At 69.2% G+C, this 14187-nt stretch carries 15 protein-coding genes and 1 pseudogene; 12 read left to right on the forward strand and 4 right to left on the reverse strand.

Annotated elements, in window-relative coordinates; genetic code table 11:
• Window positions 1-7 precede the first annotated feature (7 nt).
• Entirely contained in the window at window positions 8-361 is a 354-nt protein-coding gene (locus tag ABZ345_RS38570) for a hypothetical protein (protein ID WP_359859865.1), read from the forward strand.
• Between the two features lie 59 nt (window positions 362-420).
• Here the strand turns inward: ABZ345_RS38570 and ABZ345_RS38575 are convergent, their stop codons facing one another.
• Window positions 421-1770, reverse strand: coding sequence for an acyl-CoA synthetase (locus ABZ345_RS38575; protein WP_359859867.1), 1350 nt, complete (start codon window positions 1768-1770; stop codon window positions 421-423).
• Window positions 1771-1844: 74 nt separating this feature from the next.
• Between ABZ345_RS38575 and tsaB the strand changes: the two genes are divergently transcribed.
• The 3 genes from tsaB to tsaD are packed head-to-tail and all read left to right on the forward strand — an operon-like array spanning window position 1845 to window position 4028.
• Complete coding sequence (gene tsaB, locus ABZ345_RS38580; RefSeq protein WP_359859869.1) at window positions 1845-2525, forward strand: tRNA (adenosine(37)-N6)-threonylcarbamoyltransferase complex dimerization subunit type 1 TsaB; 681 nt, start codon at window positions 1845-1847, stop codon at window positions 2523-2525.
• Window positions 2522-2980, forward strand: coding sequence for a ribosomal protein S18-alanine N-acetyltransferase (rimI, locus tag ABZ345_RS38585; RefSeq protein WP_359859871.1), 459 nt, complete (start codon window positions 2522-2524; stop codon window positions 2978-2980). The genes tsaB and rimI overlap by 4 nt, the downstream gene beginning before the upstream one ends.
• A complete protein-coding gene (tsaD, locus tag ABZ345_RS38590) occupies window positions 2973-4028 on the forward strand; it encodes a tRNA (adenosine(37)-N6)-threonylcarbamoyltransferase complex transferase subunit TsaD (RefSeq protein ID WP_359859873.1) in 1056 nt (351 codons plus the stop codon). The genes rimI and tsaD overlap by 8 nt, the downstream gene beginning before the upstream one ends.
• On the opposite strand, the gene ABZ345_RS38595 is transcribed toward tsaD, so the two are convergent.
• Together ABZ345_RS38595 and ABZ345_RS38600 are read right to left on the reverse strand one after the other, a co-directional pair.
• Window positions 4025-5548, reverse strand: a complete 1524-nt coding sequence (locus ABZ345_RS38595) for an alkaline phosphatase D family protein (protein WP_359859875.1) — start codon at window positions 5546-5548, stop codon at window positions 4025-4027. The two genes, tsaD and ABZ345_RS38595, sit on opposite strands and share 4 nt — an antisense overlap.
• Window positions 5549-5594: 46 nt before the next feature.
• The gene (locus ABZ345_RS38600) at window positions 5595-7100 is read right to left on the reverse strand and encodes an alkaline phosphatase D family protein (RefSeq protein WP_359859877.1); all 1506 of its coding nucleotides are present in this window, start codon (window positions 7098-7100) and stop codon (window positions 5595-5597) included.
• Between the two features lie 173 nt (window positions 7101-7273).
• Here ABZ345_RS38600 and groES point away from each other — a divergent pair, with 173 nt between their 5' ends.
• Both groES and groL read left to right on the forward strand, forming a co-directional pair.
• On the forward strand, window positions 7274-7567 hold the full coding sequence (gene groES / locus ABZ345_RS38605) for a co-chaperone GroES (RefSeq protein ID WP_030471993.1): 294 nt from the start codon (window positions 7274-7276) through the stop codon (window positions 7565-7567).
• A gap of 95 nt (window positions 7568-7662) precedes the next feature.
• On the forward strand, window positions 7663-9288 hold the full coding sequence (groL, locus tag ABZ345_RS38610; RefSeq protein ID WP_359859879.1) for a chaperonin GroEL: 1626 nt from the start codon (window positions 7663-7665) through the stop codon (window positions 9286-9288).
• A 55-nt stretch (window positions 9289-9343) separates the two neighbouring features.
• Here groL and ABZ345_RS38615 read toward each other — a convergent pair whose 3' ends face one another.
• Complete coding sequence (locus ABZ345_RS38615) at window positions 9344-9640, reverse strand: WhiB family transcriptional regulator (RefSeq protein ID WP_359859881.1); 297 nt, start codon at window positions 9638-9640, stop codon at window positions 9344-9346.
• Between the two features lie 180 nt (window positions 9641-9820).
• On the opposite strand from ABZ345_RS38615, the pseudogene ABZ345_RS38620 reads away from it, so the two are divergent.
• From ABZ345_RS38620 to ABZ345_RS38645, 6 genes and pseudogenes are all read left to right on the forward strand, one after another.
• Window positions 9821-10054 (forward strand): annotated as a pseudogene (locus ABZ345_RS38620) (MerR family transcriptional regulator); the annotation flags it as partial.
• A gap of 108 nt (window positions 10055-10162) precedes the next feature.
• Window positions 10163-10762: a hypothetical protein gene (locus tag ABZ345_RS38625; protein WP_359859946.1), complete on the forward strand. Its 600-nt coding sequence runs from the start codon at window positions 10163-10165 to the stop codon at window positions 10760-10762.
• Window positions 10763-10774: 12 nt separating this feature from the next.
• Window positions 10775-11668 carry a hypothetical protein gene (locus ABZ345_RS38630; RefSeq protein ID WP_359859883.1) on the forward strand — a complete coding sequence of 298 codons (894 nt, stop codon included), beginning with the start codon at window positions 10775-10777 and terminating at the stop codon, window positions 11666-11668.
• 81 nt (window positions 11669-11749) lie between these two features.
• Complete coding sequence (locus ABZ345_RS38635) at window positions 11750-12346, forward strand: response regulator transcription factor (RefSeq protein WP_030471988.1); 597 nt, start codon at window positions 11750-11752, stop codon at window positions 12344-12346.
• A gap of 308 nt (window positions 12347-12654) precedes the next feature.
• Window positions 12655-13227 (forward strand): sigma-70 family RNA polymerase sigma factor, encoded by a 573-nt coding sequence (locus tag ABZ345_RS38640; RefSeq protein WP_030471987.1) that lies wholly within the window; start codon window positions 12655-12657, stop codon window positions 13225-13227.
• Window positions 13228-13320: 93 nt separating this feature from the next.
• The gene (locus tag ABZ345_RS38645; protein ID WP_359859885.1) at window positions 13321-14127 is read left to right on the forward strand and encodes an anti-sigma-D factor RsdA; all 807 of its coding nucleotides are present in this window, start codon (window positions 13321-13323) and stop codon (window positions 14125-14127) included.
• Window positions 14128-14187 lie beyond the last annotated feature (60 nt).

The following is a 14187-nucleotide window of genomic DNA, read 5'->3' on the forward strand; positions in this document are numbered from 1 at the left end:
CACTCGCATGATCAAGAAGACGCTTATCGCGACTGCTGTCATCGGTGGCGCCATGCTGGTCGCCGCGTCCCCCGCCTCCGCCGGCGACGAGGGTCACGGCCGCTCCGGCGGTCACGGCATCAGCATCGCCGACAACCTCTGTGCCGCTCCGTGGCAGTGGAACGGCCCGTTCTCGCTGCTGCACGAGGGCCACGCCCCCGGCTACGCCGCGTGCAACGACAACTCGGCCGCTGGTGGCTCGGACATCAGCATCGCCAACAACGCCTGCCTGCTGCCGTGGCAGTGGAACGGCCCGCTGGAGATCTTCACGGTCGACCACGCGCCGTCCTACGTCGCCTGCAACGGCAACTCGGCTGGCTGATCGACGGACGTCACCGGGATGGCCGGACGAGCCCGTCGGCCATCCCGGTGACTGTCCCCTTAGGACAGCTCGCGCTTGAGCACCTTGCCCATCTCGTTGCGCGGCAGGGCTTCCAGGTAACGCACGACGCGCGGCCTCTTGTGCGGCGACAACAGCTTCGCCACGTGGTCGCTGAGTGCTGATGGTTCCGGCGCAACGCCGGCCGGCACCACCCAGGCCACGATCCGCTCGCCCAGGTCGTCGTCCGGCTCGCCCGTCACCGCCACCTCGGCCACCGACGGATGCTCGAGCAGGGCGTTCTCGATCTCGCCCGCGCCGATCTTGTAGCCACCGCTCTTGATGAGGTCGGTGGCCCGCCGCCCGACGATGCGGATGTACCCGTCGGGGTCGCGCACCGCCATGTCGCCGGTCTTGAACCAGCCATCCCGGAACGCTGCTCGGGTCGCGTCCGGCCGGTTCAGGTACTCCAGGAACAGGTTCGGCCCGCGCACCTCGATCTCGCCGATCGCGCCTTCGCCGACGTCGTCGCCCTGCTCGTCCACCACGCGCACGTCGACGCCGTCCACTGGCAGCCCGACCGCGCCGGGCCTGCGGTCGCCGTCGAACCGCACGCTGACGTTCATCAGCGTCTCGCTCATCCCGTACCGCTCGACGATGCCCTGTCCGGTGGCCTTGGCGATGCGCTCGTGGTCACTGGCGGGCAGTGCCGCACTGCCGGAGACCAGCAGCCGGGCGGTGCGGAACTGGCCGGCGAGCTTCTCGTCGTTCTCCACGGCCTCGGCGATCCGGTGGTACATCGTCGGGACGCCGAACATCATCGTGGCGCCGGTCGCCAGCTCGTGACCGATGGCCTCGGGCGAGAACTTCACGTGCCGCACCGAGCCGCCGAGCCGCAGCGCGCCGAGGACGCCGATGCCCAGGCCGTGCACGTGGAACAGCGGCAGCCCGTGCACCAGGACGTCGTCGCCGGTCCACTGCCACGCCTTGGCGAGCGAGTCGATGTTCGAGGTGAGCGCGCGCCTCGGCAGGACCACACCTTTGGGCGGACCTGTCGTGCCGGAGGTGTAGATGACCAGTGCCGGGGTCTCCGGGCCGGGTTCGTCGAACTCTCGCGGCTCTCCGAACACGATCGGTTCGTCGCGCAGCACCAGGTCGGGCTTGCTGTCGCCGAGGATGTGCTCGAGTTCGCGCTCGCCGAGCTTGGGGTTGAGCGGCACGATCGCGACGCCCGCCAGGAATCCGGCGACGACCGCCACGCAGGTTTCGAGCGTCGAAGTCGCCCACACAGCGACGCGGGTGTGGCCTTGCAGCTGTTCGGCCAGAGTGCCCGCGGCCTGGTGCAGCTCGGCGTAGGTCAGGGACTTCTCACCGAATCGCAGGGCCTCGCGATCACTCGGTTCAGCGAACATGGATCCAGGGTGGTCGGAGTGCCTAGAGGATGCATCGGAAGTGTGGTCTGACACACGTACTACTCTGGACAATCGTGCTAGTGCTCGCCGTCGACACGGCCACCCCCGCAGTCACCGCCGGAGTGGTCGAACTCGCGCCCGACTCCCCGCCGCGCCTGCTCGCGAAGCGGGTGACGCTCAACGCCAAGGCGCACGGCGAGCTGCTCACCCCGCACATCAGCGACTCGCTCGAAGAGGCCGGCAAAACCTTCGCCGACCTCGACGCCATCGTCGTCGGCGCAGGTCCGGGCCCCTTCACCGGTCTGCGGGTCGGCCTCGCCACCGCGGCCGCGCTCGGCCAGGCGCTCAACCGCCCGGTCTACCCGGTCGCCACCACGGACGCGATCGCCAAGGACGCCGCCAGCGGTCACCCGCTGCTCGTCGCGACCGACGCGCGTCGCAAGGAGGTCTACTGGGCCGCCTACGACGCCGCCGGGCGCCGCACGGACGGACCGCACGTCGAGCGCCCGCAGGAACTCGCCGAAAAGCTGCCGAAGCTGGGCGTGCACCACGCCACGGGCGAGGGCGCCGAGATCTACCAGGACGTCCTGGGCCTCGACACCCTGAGCGTGCGCCACCCGAGCCCGGAAGGCCTGGTCGCCGCCGCGGCCGCCGAGGTGCTCGCCAAGGCCCGCCCGCCCGCGCTCACCCCGCTCTACCTGCGTCGGCCCGACGCGGTCGAGCCGACGGGGCGCAAGCGGGTGACGAGGGCATGACCACCGGCACCGTCACGTTCGGGCCTCTGCAGCACGCCGACGTGCCCAGGTGCCACGAGATCGAGCTGGCGCTGTTCCCCGGTGAGGACCCGTGGAGCGAGAACGCGTTCCACAGCGAGCTCGACAACGGCCACTACTACATCGGCGCCTACGCCGACGACGAGCTCATCGGCTACGCCGGGCTCGCCGCCAGCCCGCACGAGGCCAGCGTGCACACCATCGCGGTGGTGAAGCACTGGCAGGGCAAGGGCATCGGCAAGAAGCTCCTCAAAGACCTCCTCGCCCGCGTGGACGAGATCGGCGTCCCGGTCTACCTCGAGGTCCGCACGGACAACGAGCCCGCGATCGCCATGTACCTGGCGCACGGCTTCGAGCACCTCGGCGTGCGCCGCCGCTACTACCAGCCGTCGGGTGCCGACGCGTACACGATGGGAAGGCCGGCGCAAAGTGTCTGACAGGCTCATTCTCGGCATCGAGAGCTCGTGCGACGAGACGGGCGTCGGCATCGTCCGCCTCGGCCAGGACGGCTCGCTCGAACTGCTCGCGGACGAGGTCGCCTCGAGCGTCGAGGAGCACGCGCGCTTCGGCGGTGTCGTGCCCGAGGTCGCCTCGCGCGCCCACCTCGAGGCCATGGTCCCGACCATGCGCCGCGCCCTGGACGCGTCCGGTGTCGAGCTCTCCCAGATCCACTCCATCGCCGTCACCGCAGGCCCCGGTCTCGCCGGAGCGCTTCTGGTCGGCGTGGCCGCCGCCAAGGCGTACGCGGCGGCGCTCGGCAAGCCGCTCTACGGCGTGAACCACCTCGCGGGCCACGTCGCCGCCGACACGCTGCAGCACGGCGCGCTGCCGAACCGCTGCCTCGCGCTGCTGGTCTCCGGTGGCCACTCGCAGCTGCTGCTCATCGAGGGCGGCCTGGCGAACTCGATCACCGAGATCGGGTCCACCGTGGACGACGCCGCCGGTGAGGCCTACGACAAGGTCGCCCGGCTGCTCGACCTGCCGTACCCCGGCGGCCCGCCCATCGACAAGCTCGCCAAGACGGGCAACGGCTGCGCGATCGCGTTCCCGCGCGGCCTCACCGGTCCGCGCGACTCGAAGTACGACTTCTCGTTCTCCGGCCTGAAGACCTCGGTCGCCCGCTGGGTCGAACGCGCCGAGCGGGCCGGCGAGGAGATCCCGCTGGCCGACGTCGCCGCGTCGTTCCAGGAGGCCGTCGCGGACGTGCTGACCGCCAAGGCGATCCGTGCCGCGAAGGACCTCAAGGTCGACACCCTGGTGATCTCCGGCGGTGTCGCGGCGAACTCGCGCCTGAGCGGTCTGGCCGCCGAGCGCTGTGCCGAGGCGGGCATCGAGCTGCGCGTGCCGCGTCCACGGTTGTGCACCGACAACGGCGCGATGATCGCGGCGCTCGGCGCCCACCTCGTCGCGGCGGGCGCCAAGCCGTCCCCGATGGACATCAGCACGACCCCGGGCCTTCCGGTCGGGACCGTGCAGATCCTCTAAGCCTTGTTCAGCCCGGGGTTCCGGTCCTCAATGACGAAGGACGCCTTCGTGGAGACCGGAGCTCCGGGCGTGCGCACGTAGTCGAGGCCGCGGAAGTCCGCCCGCACCTCCCGCGCGGTGATCTTCGTCCGCACGTACCCGCGCCGGTTGTTGAAGTACTTCACGTGCGGGTTCTCGGCCAGCAGAGCGGGCGTCTCCGGCCGCACCTCCGAGCCGTCACCACCGGACGTGATCGACGTCGACACCAGCTCGGTCGCGACCGTCTTCGAAGTGGGGTCGTTCCACTTCTCCTTCACCTCAGCAGCCCACGCCGCGTGCACGTCACCAGTGAGGACAACGGTGTTGCGCGTGTGGCAGAACCCAGCTGCCACCCGGTCGCGGTTCGCCGCGTAGCCGTCCCACGCGTCCATGTTGTTGGACTCACCGGCACCGGGCGTGAAGTCGAGCTGCGAGAAGAACACCTGCTGCCCCAACACGTCCCAACGGGCGTGCGACCGCCGCAGACCGTCCAGCAGCCACTTCTCCTGAGCGGCACCGGTGATCGTGCGCGTCGGGTTCAACCGCTCCGGGCACGTCTTCAGCCCGTCTCCGCACGCCTGGTCGTCGCGGTACTGCCGGGTGTCGAGCATGTGGAAGTTCGCGAGCCCGCCCCACTGGATCTTCCGGTAGAGCTGCAGGTCGATCCCGGACGGCTTGTTCCGGATCGGCATGTTCTCGTAGTAGGCCTGGAACGCCGCCGCCCGCCGCGCCAGGAAGTTCGGCTGCGGGATCTCGGGCTTCTCGGGGATCTCGTCGGCCCAGTTGTTGTCGACCTCGTGATCGTCGAAGACCACGAGCCAGGGCGCCACGGCGTGAGCTTCCTGGAGGTCGAGATCGGTCTTGTACTGCGCGTGCCGCTGCCTGTAGTTCGCGAGCGTCTCGGTCTCCGGCCCCTCGTGGTCACGCGGGTTGCCGCCGGGGATCGTGTAGACGCCCTTCTTGTACTCGTACTGGTAGTCGCCGAGGTGCAGCACCAGGTCGGGCTGGTCCTCGGCCATGCGCCGGTACGCGGTGAAGTAGCCGTGCTCGAACTGCGAGCAGGAGGCGAACGCCATCGTGAGCCCGTTGCCCAGAGCCCACGGCGCCAACGCCGTCCGGGTCCGGCCGACGCGCGACAGATGACCTTCGGCGGAGAAGCGGTAGAAGTACTCGCGACCAGGCAGAAGCCCGCGCACGTCCACGTGCACGCTGTGGCCGGACTCGGGCCGGGCGTGGGCGGTGCCGCGGCGGACGACGAGCCGGAACCGCTCGTCCAGTGCGATCTCCCACTTCACCTCGACGACGCGGGACGGCATGCCGCCCATGCCGTCCTCCGCGAGAGGGGTGGGTGCCAGACGGGTCCACAGGACCACGCCGTCATAGGTCGGGTCGCCGGATGCGACGCCGAGAGTGAACGGGTCGGACAGTCTGTCCGACCCCGCGCCGACGGTGGTGAGCGCAAGTCCCCCGATGAGGAGTGCGCGTCGCGTCACTCGAGTCATGGTGAGACCCTCACCCACCAGGGTGGATATCAGGTGAACGCTTCGCCTAGAGCCTGTGAAGCCCTGGGACGCGGTCCTCCACGGCGAACGAAGCCTTGGTGCGGACGGGCGAGTCCGGCCGCGTCACGAAGTCGAGCCCGCGGAACTCCGTCCGCAGCTCACCGGGCGTGAACCTGGTCAGCGCGTACCCGCGCCGGTTGTTGAAGTACTTGATGTGCGGGTTCTCCTTCATCCACAACGGCGTGTCCTCGTACTCCTCCGAGCCGTCGCCACCCGCGGAGATCGACGTGGTCACCAGCTCGGTCGCGAGCGTCTTGGACGACGGGTCGTCCCAGCGCTGCTTGACCTCCGCGCCCCACGCCGCGTGCACGTCACCGGTGAGCACGACCGGGTTGCGCACGTCGGCGAACCGCGCCACCACCCGGTCCCGGTCAGCGGCGTAGCCGTCCCACGCGTCCAGCAGGAACTTGTCCACGTCGCCGGGGATGTAGTCGTACTGCGAGAAGAACACCTGCTGCCCGAGCACGTCCCAGCGCGCCGTCGACTCGCGCAACCCGTTGAACAGCCACGCTTCCTGTTCGTCGCCGAGCATCGTGCGTTCGGGGGCCAACCGTTCGGGGCACAGCTGCAGCCCGTCCCCGCAGGCCTGGTCCGTCCGGTACTGCCGGGTGTCGAGCATGTGGAACGTGGCCAGCGACCCCCACCGCAGCCGCCGGTACAGCCTTGGTGACCTGCGGATGGGCATGTTCTCGTAGTACGCCTGGAACGCCGCCGCCCTGCGCCGGGCGAAGTCCGCCTGCGGGGTGTCCGGCTGCAGACCGGCCCAGTTGTTCGCGATGTCGTGGTCGTCCCAGACGACGGCCCAGGGCGCGGCGGCGTGCGCTTCCTGCAGATCCGGATCCGTCTTGTACTGGGCCTGGCGGCGGCGGTAGCCGGCGAGCGTCACGGTCGTCGGGCCCTCGACGTGGCGGGCGATGCCGCTCGGTGACTTGTGGATGCCGGCCTCGTACTCGTAGGTGTAGTCGCCGAGGTGGAGGATCAGGTCCGGTTGGTCCTCGGCCATCCTGCGATAGGCCGTGAAGTAGCCGTGCTCGAACTGCGCGCACGACGCGAAGGCGATCGTGAGCGGCACCTCCAGCGTGCCCGGCGCCGGTGCGGTGCGGGTGCGGCCCGTCCGCGACGTGTACCCGAGCGCGGAGAAGCGGTAAAAGTACTCGCGCCCAGGCTCCAGCCCGGCGAGCTCCACGTGGACGCTGTGGCCCTCCTCGGGTCGAGCGGCGGTGGAGCCCTGCTGGACGATCTTCGTGAAGCGCTCGTCGTGCGCGACCTGCCACAGGACCTCGGACGGGCGTGACGGCATGCCGCCCAGACCGTCCTCGGCGAGCGGCTCACGGGCCAGCCGGGTCCACAGCACCACCCCGTCGGGTGTCGGGTCGCCGGAGGCCACACCGAGTGTGAAAGGGTCGGCGGGACGGGCGGACGCGGACAGCGAGAACGCTGTGACTCCCGCCACGCCGGCGAGCAGCAGCGAGCGGCGGGTCAAGGTGGGCATGCCTTGAATACGGCTCCCGCCGGGTAGTCGGTTCGGGGGTCTCGTTGAAGGGTTGGCACTCTCGTGGGTAGAGTGCCAACTGCACGGCACCAGCACCGCCCCGACCCCCGCGACGGCGGGGTGGCAGGAGCCGTTAACTACGAACCTGCCAACGACCCGTGGAGGTCATCCCGGTGAGCGTGAACATCAAGCCGCTTGAGGACAAGATCGTTGTCCAGGCCTCCGAGGCCGAGACGACCACTGCCTCCGGCCTCGTGATCCCGGACACCGCGAAGGAGAAGCCCCAGGAGGGCAAGGTCCTCGCGGTGGGCCCCGGTCGCATCGACGACAAGGGCAACCGCATTCCGGTCGACGTTGCCGTCGGCGACGTCGTCATCTACTCGAAGTACGGCGGCACCGAGGTCAAGTACAACGGCGAGGAGTACTTGATCCTCTCCGCTCGCGACGTGCTGGCCGTCGTCAACTAGTTCGATCGGTTGGCACAGAGGCTGCATGCCTGACGCCCCGGCGCCCCAACCGGGGCTACCGGGGCGTTTCGCTACCCAGAGAGGCTTTGAGGTAAATGCCCAAGCAGATCAGCTTCGACGAGGACGCTCGTCGGGCGCTCGAGCGCGGCGTGAACAAGCTCGCGGACACGGTCAAGGTCACCCTTGGCCCGCGCGGGCGCCACGTCGTCCTCGACAAGAAGTTCGGCGGCCCGACGGTCACGAACGACGGTGTCACCATCGCTCGCGAGATCGAGCTGGACGACCCGTTCGAGAACCTCGGCGCGCAGCTCGCCAAGTCGGTCGCCACCAAGACCAACGACGTCGCGGGTGACGGCACCACCACCGCCACCGTGCTGGCGCAGGCCCTGGTCAAGGAAGGCCTGCGCAACATCGCCGCGGGTGCAAACCCGACCGCGCTCGGCCGTGGCATCCAGGCCGCCTCCGACGCCGTCGTGGACGCGCTCAAGGGCAAGGCCACCCCGGTCAAGGGCCGCGAGAACATCGCGCAGGTCGGCACCGTCTCCTCGCGGGACGAGTCGATCGGCGCCCTGCTCGGCGAGGCCATCGAGCGGGTCGGCGAGGACGGCGTGATCACCGTCGAGGAGTCCTCGACGCTCGCCACCGAGCTGGTCATCACCGAGGGTGTGCAGTTCGACAAGGGTTACGTGTCGACGCACTTCTCGACCGACCTCGAGGCGCAGGAGGCCGTCTACGAAGACGTCCGCATCCTGCTGCACCGCGAGAAGATCTCGGCCCTGGCCGACGTCCTCCCGATCCTCGAGAAGGTCGCCGAGGCCGGCAAGCCGCTGCTGATCGTCGCCGAGGACGTCGAGGGCGAAGCCCTGTCCACGCTGGTGGTCAACGCGGTGCGCAAGACGCTGAAGGTCGTCGCCGTGAAGGCGCCGTTCTTCGGTGACCGCCGCAAGGCGTTCCTGGACGACCTCGCGGTCGTCACCGGCGGCGAGGTGATCTCCTCGGAGATCGGCCTGAAGCTGTCCGAGACCACGCTCGACCAGCTGGGTTCCGCCCGCCGCGTCGTCGTGACCAAGGACGACACCACGATCGTGGACGGCGGCGGCACCAAGGCCGACATCGCCGGCCGCGCGGAGCAGCTGCGCCGCGAGATCGAGGCCTCGGACTCCGACTGGGACCGCGAGAAGCTCCAGGAGCGCCTCGCGAAGCTCTCCGGCGGCATCGCCGTGATCAAGGTCGGCGCCGCCACCGAGACCGAGCTCAAGGAGCGCAAGCACCGCATCGAGGACGCGGTCGCCGCTACCAAGGCCGCGGTCGAGGAGGGCATCGTGCCCGGCGGTGGTTCCGCGCTCGTCCACGCAGCCAAGGTGCTGGACGGCGGCCTGGACCTGACCGGTGACGAGGCCACGGGTGTCGCGCTCGTCGCGAAGGCCCTGTCCGCGCCGCTGTTCTGGATCGCCGCGAACGCCGGCCTCGAGGGCGCCGTCGTGGTGAACAAGGTCCGCGAGGGCGACTGGGGCTTCGGCATCAACGCCGCCAAGCTCGAGTTCGGCGACCTGCTGGAGCAGGGCATCATCGACCCGGTCAAGGTCACCCGCTCCGCCGTGGCGAACGCCGCCTCCATCGCGCGCATGGTGCTCACGACCGAGAGCGCCATCGTCGAGAAGAAGGCGGACGAGCCCGCTTCCGCCGGTGGCCACGGCCACGGGCATGGGCACGGCCACTGAGTTTTTGAACTCAAAAGGAAACGGGCGGCACCTCCGAGGTGCCGCCCGTTTCGTTTTAAACGATTGCCAGCTGGCGCTTACGTGCCTTGATGATGTTGTCGCGCTCCGATTCCGACAACCCACCCCAAATTCCGTACGGTTCCTGCACGGCCAATGCATGCCTGCGGCACATCTCCAGCACCGGGCAGGCGAGGCAGACTGCCTTGGCTCGAGCTTCCCGGCGGGATCTCGCCGGACCCCGTTCGCCGTCGGGGTGGAAGAAGAACGCGCTGTCCATGCCCCGGCACGAACCGCGCATCTGCCAGTCCCAGAGATCTGCGTTGGGACCGGGGAGCCTTCGGGTGTCCGCCATCGAGACCGCCTCCGTGACGACTGCTCCATTCGGCTTAACGATGATCCACCGTAGAACCGCGTCAAAACTTGTTCAAGAGGCTGAAGACCCTTATCAACTGATGGGTGACGGCACGCGTGTTCGATCACTCACCGCCCGGAGTTGCCGCCCGGATGAGGTGAACGGAACATGGCTCTCGTGATGACACAGCCGGAGCACGGATCTGCCGGTAGTCACACGAGTGAGCCCGTTCTCTCAGTGGCCGCGGTGGCCAGGCGACTCGGCGTGGCTCCCGCCACCCTTCGCACCTGGGACCGCCGCTACGGGCTCGGACCCAGTGATCACACGACTGGGCGACACCGCAAATACGGACCACGCGATGTGGCCCGGCTCGAATTGATGCAACGCGCTCTTCTTCGTGGCGCGTCCTCGGCCGAGGCGGCCCGTTTCGCGCTCGACTCGAAATCGTCGATGACGCACGGAGAGGTTCCTGTCGCACCATCGGGTGGCGGTCGCGGCCTGAAATTGGCCGGAGCGTCTCGATTGGCGCGCGGACTCGGCCGGGCGGCCGTCGCGATGGACTCCATCGCGGTGCAGGGAATGCTCGCCGACTCGCTGGCGTCCGACGGGGTGATCGCGACCTGGAACGAGGTCGTGCGGCCGGTGCTGACGGCCGTAGCCGCGCGGTGGCAGCTGTCCGGTGCCGGTGTCGAGGTGGAGCACCTGCTGAACGAGTGCGTGCTCGCCTCGTTCGTGCGCGCGACGCCGCTCGTCACTCTCGGGCGCAACCATCGGCCCGTGCTGCTGGCGTGCATGCCGGAGGAGCGGCACAACCTTCCGCTCTATCCGCTGGCCGCCGAGCTGGCGCAGCGTGGAGTGGTCGTCCGGCAGCTCGGGGCCGCTCTGCCCATGGACGCGTTGGCGGCCGCTGTCCGCCGTACCGCTCCTTCGGCGGTGGTGTTGTGGGCGCAGCTGCCCCGCTATGCCGATCCCGGGGTGCTGAGCGCGCTGCCGCGCACCCGGCAGCAGGTCCGGTTGTTCGTGGGCGGGCCGGGGTGGCGCCGCGGAGTGGTGACGGCGCCGGCCGAGCGCGTGGAGGACCTGGCCGCCGCCGTCAGTGCGGTTGAGGCGGCTGTCACCTGAAAGACTTCTCCGGTGGAAGAGGAGCTGCGCCGAGCCGCGTTCGGTGACTCACCGGATCTCGACGTCTGGTCCGCGGTGTCGGCCTCCAGCTCGCGGGTGCGCTGGCTCGCGGCGGTCGTCCTCGGCGGCCAGGGTCACTACGCGGCGGCGGCCACCGTGCTGGATGCGCTGCGTCATGACCCCGACCCGGTCGTTGCTTCGCTATCTCTCTCGACGCGTGCCTCTCATCTCCGCCAGCTCGGGGCTCATCAGCTCGCCCGTCCCCTCGACGGCGCGGCTCTCGCGCGCGTTCGGACCACGGGTGGTGGCGATCCGGACGGGATCGACGCGGACGGCGCCCGAACGGACGCTCTGCTGGGTCTCGCCGCCGACTCTCTGGGGGCTGGGCGCCTGAACGAGGCCCGCTGGCTGCTCGCGCGAGTTGAGACGGACTCGTGGAGGAGTGAGGTCCGGCGGGGATGGGTAACCGCAGAGGTTGAGCTCGCGTCCGGTCAGGCACACGCCGCGGTGGCCCCCGCCGAGGAGGCGTACGGCGTAGCGACGAGCAGAAAGGCGCTGCGTCACGAGCTCAAGTCGGCCCTCGTTCTGGGGACCGCGTTGGTCGTGTGGGGGACACCCGACGGGTCGACAAGAGGGGTTGAACTAGTCGAGTGTGAGCTAAATCACAGCGTCACCAAGGGACTTCATCCGTTGATCTGGCCGAGCGCTCTTGTTCTGGTGGGTCATGCCACCACGGTGGGCGCAGTCGCCATCGACCGGGCGACGGAGGCTCTGAGCTGCGTGTTACGGAGAGCTGATCCCGTCAGCCGTCAGGTCGCCCTTGATTCCCCGTGGGTGCCGAGTGGGCTGCTCCGTTCCGGGGAACCCCCGAACGCAGACCCTCAGACGAACTTCTTGACGGATTAAGCACCGGATCGTGTCAAGGTTGGGCTCCGAGCGTCCGATAGGGGAGATGGAACGTCACTCGGCTGCAGGAAAGGAGTCCCCGTGACCACGGTCCTTATTTGCGACGACCGGCGCAGTGTGCGGGAGGGTCTCACCCGCGTGATGTCGGCTGTCCCCGGGGTTAGCCGCATCGACTGCGTAGCGCACGGTGACGAGTTGTTGGCTCGCTTTTCAAGGCAGCCGGTCGACGTCGTGCTGGTGGGAACCCAGCGCGCTGTCCCGACCGGGGTTGAAGCTACCCGTCGGCTCGTCTCCGCCAACCCGCAGGCAAACGTCATCGTCTTCGGTGCACCCGACGACGCGGGCAGCATCGCTGCCGCGATCGCCGGCGGTGCTCGTGGCTACCTGAGGTGGGACGCGTCGCGCCCCGAGCTTGTGGCAGCCCTCGCGCACACGCTCGCCAGCACCTCGGTGCCGGCACCGCGCCAGCCCTCCGACCCCGGCGTGCAGCTCACGGAGCGCGAGCTCCAGGTGCTGCGTGGGATGAGCCAGGGGAAGAGCAACGGTCAGATCGGCCGCGAGCTCTACCTGTCGGAGGACACGGTCAAGACGCACGCTCGTCGTCTGTTCCGCAAGCTCGGTGTTCGTGACCGGGCCCAGGCGGTCGCACACGGCTTCCGGCGCGGTCTCGTCCAGTAGTTCGCCTCGCCGCACCGGCCCCGCGTCCTCATATGCCGCATGTGGGGAAGCGGGGCCGGTGGCGTGAGACGGCTCACCCGCTGCAACGGGTGAGCCTTCGGGTCGCGCAATTAGCCCAGCCCGGTGACAATGTCGCCGGGCTGGAGTCATTCGGCGTGTCTCCTGGTCACGCGGGGTGTCCATACCCCACTGATGAACAGAAGGCGCGAAGACCGGTACGGTGAGATCTGCTGCAACGAGTCGCCGTGAGTGACTCGTGCTGTTCTATGTCGGTACGCCAACAAGTAACACCAGGGCTGTTGTCTGCGATGACCAACTTGGGGGACGGACTGGACGCCGAAGTGGGCGCGGCCGTCGACGGCGACCGCCAGGCGATCGAACGCCTGCTGGCCTCCATTCGTCCTCTTGTGGTGCGGTACTGCCGCGCCAGAGTTGGCAGGCAGGAGCGAAGCTTCGCATCGGCGGACGATGTGGCCCAGGAGGTGTGTCTCGCGGTGCTCACGGCATTGCCCAGCTACCGCGATCAGGGTCGGCCCTTCCTCGCGTTCGTATACGGGATCGCGGCGCACAAGGTTGCCGATGCACATCGGTCTGCCGCCAGGAACCGCTCCGAGCCCGTTCCCGAAGTTCCCGACGCGCCGGAGACCGAAGCTGGTCCGGAGCAGCGGGCGATGCAGGGAGAGCTCTCCGATCGGATGGCTGTACTACTGCGCGTCCTGCCGGAGAAGCAGCGGGAGATCCTGCTGTTGAGGGTGGTGGTCGGGCTTTCCGCCGAGGAAACTGCCGAGGCGGTCGGTTCGACGCCGGGTGCGGTCCGGGTGGCGCAACACCGTGCGCTGGCTCGGCTCCGCAAGTCGCTGGCAGCGGAGGAGGTGGTCTGAGTGGCCGACGAGCACGGGAAGGACGACGAGCAAGTGCGAGGACAGGACGATAGAACCCCGCGCGAACCCGTCGTGGCAGATGATCTTTCGGCTGTGCAGGCCGATGACAGGTTGCTGGACGCGCTGGGGTCTGCGACTCCGGGTGCGACCGGTTCACTGGTCGACGACGAGCTGAACGCGTTGCTGCTCGCATGGCGCAACGAGGTGGAGACCGCGCCCTTCGGCGAACTGGTCGACACCGAGACCGCCATCGCCACGATCCAGGCTGCCCGCCCGCAGCCGGTGAGCAGGCATCGCTTCCTGATCCCCCTGGCGAGCGCCGCCGCCGTCCTGGCCATCGCCTTCACCGGCGTGAGCCTCGTGGCCCGCGACGCCCAGCCGGGCGACACGCTCTGGGGTCTCACCCGAGTCCTGTACTCGGAGCACGCGAAGTCGATCGAAGCCGCGGCCATCGTGCGCAGCGATCTCGACTCGGCCCGCCTCGCCCTGCGCGAGGGCAAGGTCACCGAGGCCCGCGAGAAGCTGAACAAGGTCGAGGCCAGCCTGGGTTCGGTCTCCACGGCGGACGGCAAGGCCCAGCTCGAGGAAAAGCACGCCGAGCTCCAGAAGGAGCTCAACACGAACACCTCGGCCACCTCGCCGCCTTCGACCACCTCGCCGGTGACGCAGCCGACCGAGCCCACGAAGCCGTCGACGCCGTCCTCGACGCCGTCGAGCGTGCCGACCACGACCACTCAGCCGCCCGTGTCGTCCACGTCGGACGTTCCTCCGCCGCCGACGTCGAACGGCGAGAACCCGCCGCCACCGCCGCCTGCGGACCCCGGTACCGGGGAGACGCCCGGTTCCAGCGGGGCGACCCAGGGCGAGTCGCAGGGACAGCAAGGGCAGAACGGCAACTGAGCTTCGGCCAACTGAGACGCAGTGTGAACGGCCCCTGATCTTTCGAGGTCAGGGGCCGTT

The organism is Lentzea sp. NPDC005914 (assembly GCF_040629405.1).
Taxonomy (GTDB): domain Bacteria; phylum Actinomycetota; class Actinomycetes; order Mycobacteriales; family Pseudonocardiaceae; genus Lentzea.

What these genes read in the sequence shown, in the direction of transcription:
- ABZ345_RS38570 (WP_359859865.1), top strand. Translation starts at nt 8, where the DNA reads ATGATCAAGAAGACGCTTATCGCGACTGCTGTCATCGGTGGCGCCATG.
- ABZ345_RS38575 (WP_359859867.1), bottom strand. Translation starts at nt 1,770, where the DNA reads ATGTTCGCTGAACCGAGTGATCGCGAGGCCCTGCGATTCGGTGAGAAG.
- rimI (WP_359859871.1), top strand. Translation starts at nt 2,522, where the DNA reads ATGACCACCGGCACCGTCACGTTCGGGCCTCTGCAGCACGCCGACGTG.
- ABZ345_RS38595 (WP_359859875.1), bottom strand. Translation starts at nt 5,548, where the DNA reads ATGACTCGAGTGACGCGACGCGCACTCCTCATCGGGGGACTTGCGCTC.
- ABZ345_RS38600 (WP_359859877.1), bottom strand. Translation starts at nt 7,100, where the DNA reads ATGCCCACCTTGACCCGCCGCTCGCTGCTGCTCGCCGGCGTGGCGGGA.
- groL (WP_359859879.1), top strand. Translation starts at nt 7,663, where the DNA reads ATGCCCAAGCAGATCAGCTTCGACGAGGACGCTCGTCGGGCGCTCGAG.
- ABZ345_RS38615 (WP_359859881.1), bottom strand. Translation starts at nt 9,640, where the DNA reads ATGGCGGACACCCGAAGGCTCCCCGGTCCCAACGCAGATCTCTGGGAC.
- ABZ345_RS38640 (WP_030471987.1), top strand. Translation starts at nt 12,655, where the DNA reads ATGACCAACTTGGGGGACGGACTGGACGCCGAAGTGGGCGCGGCCGTC.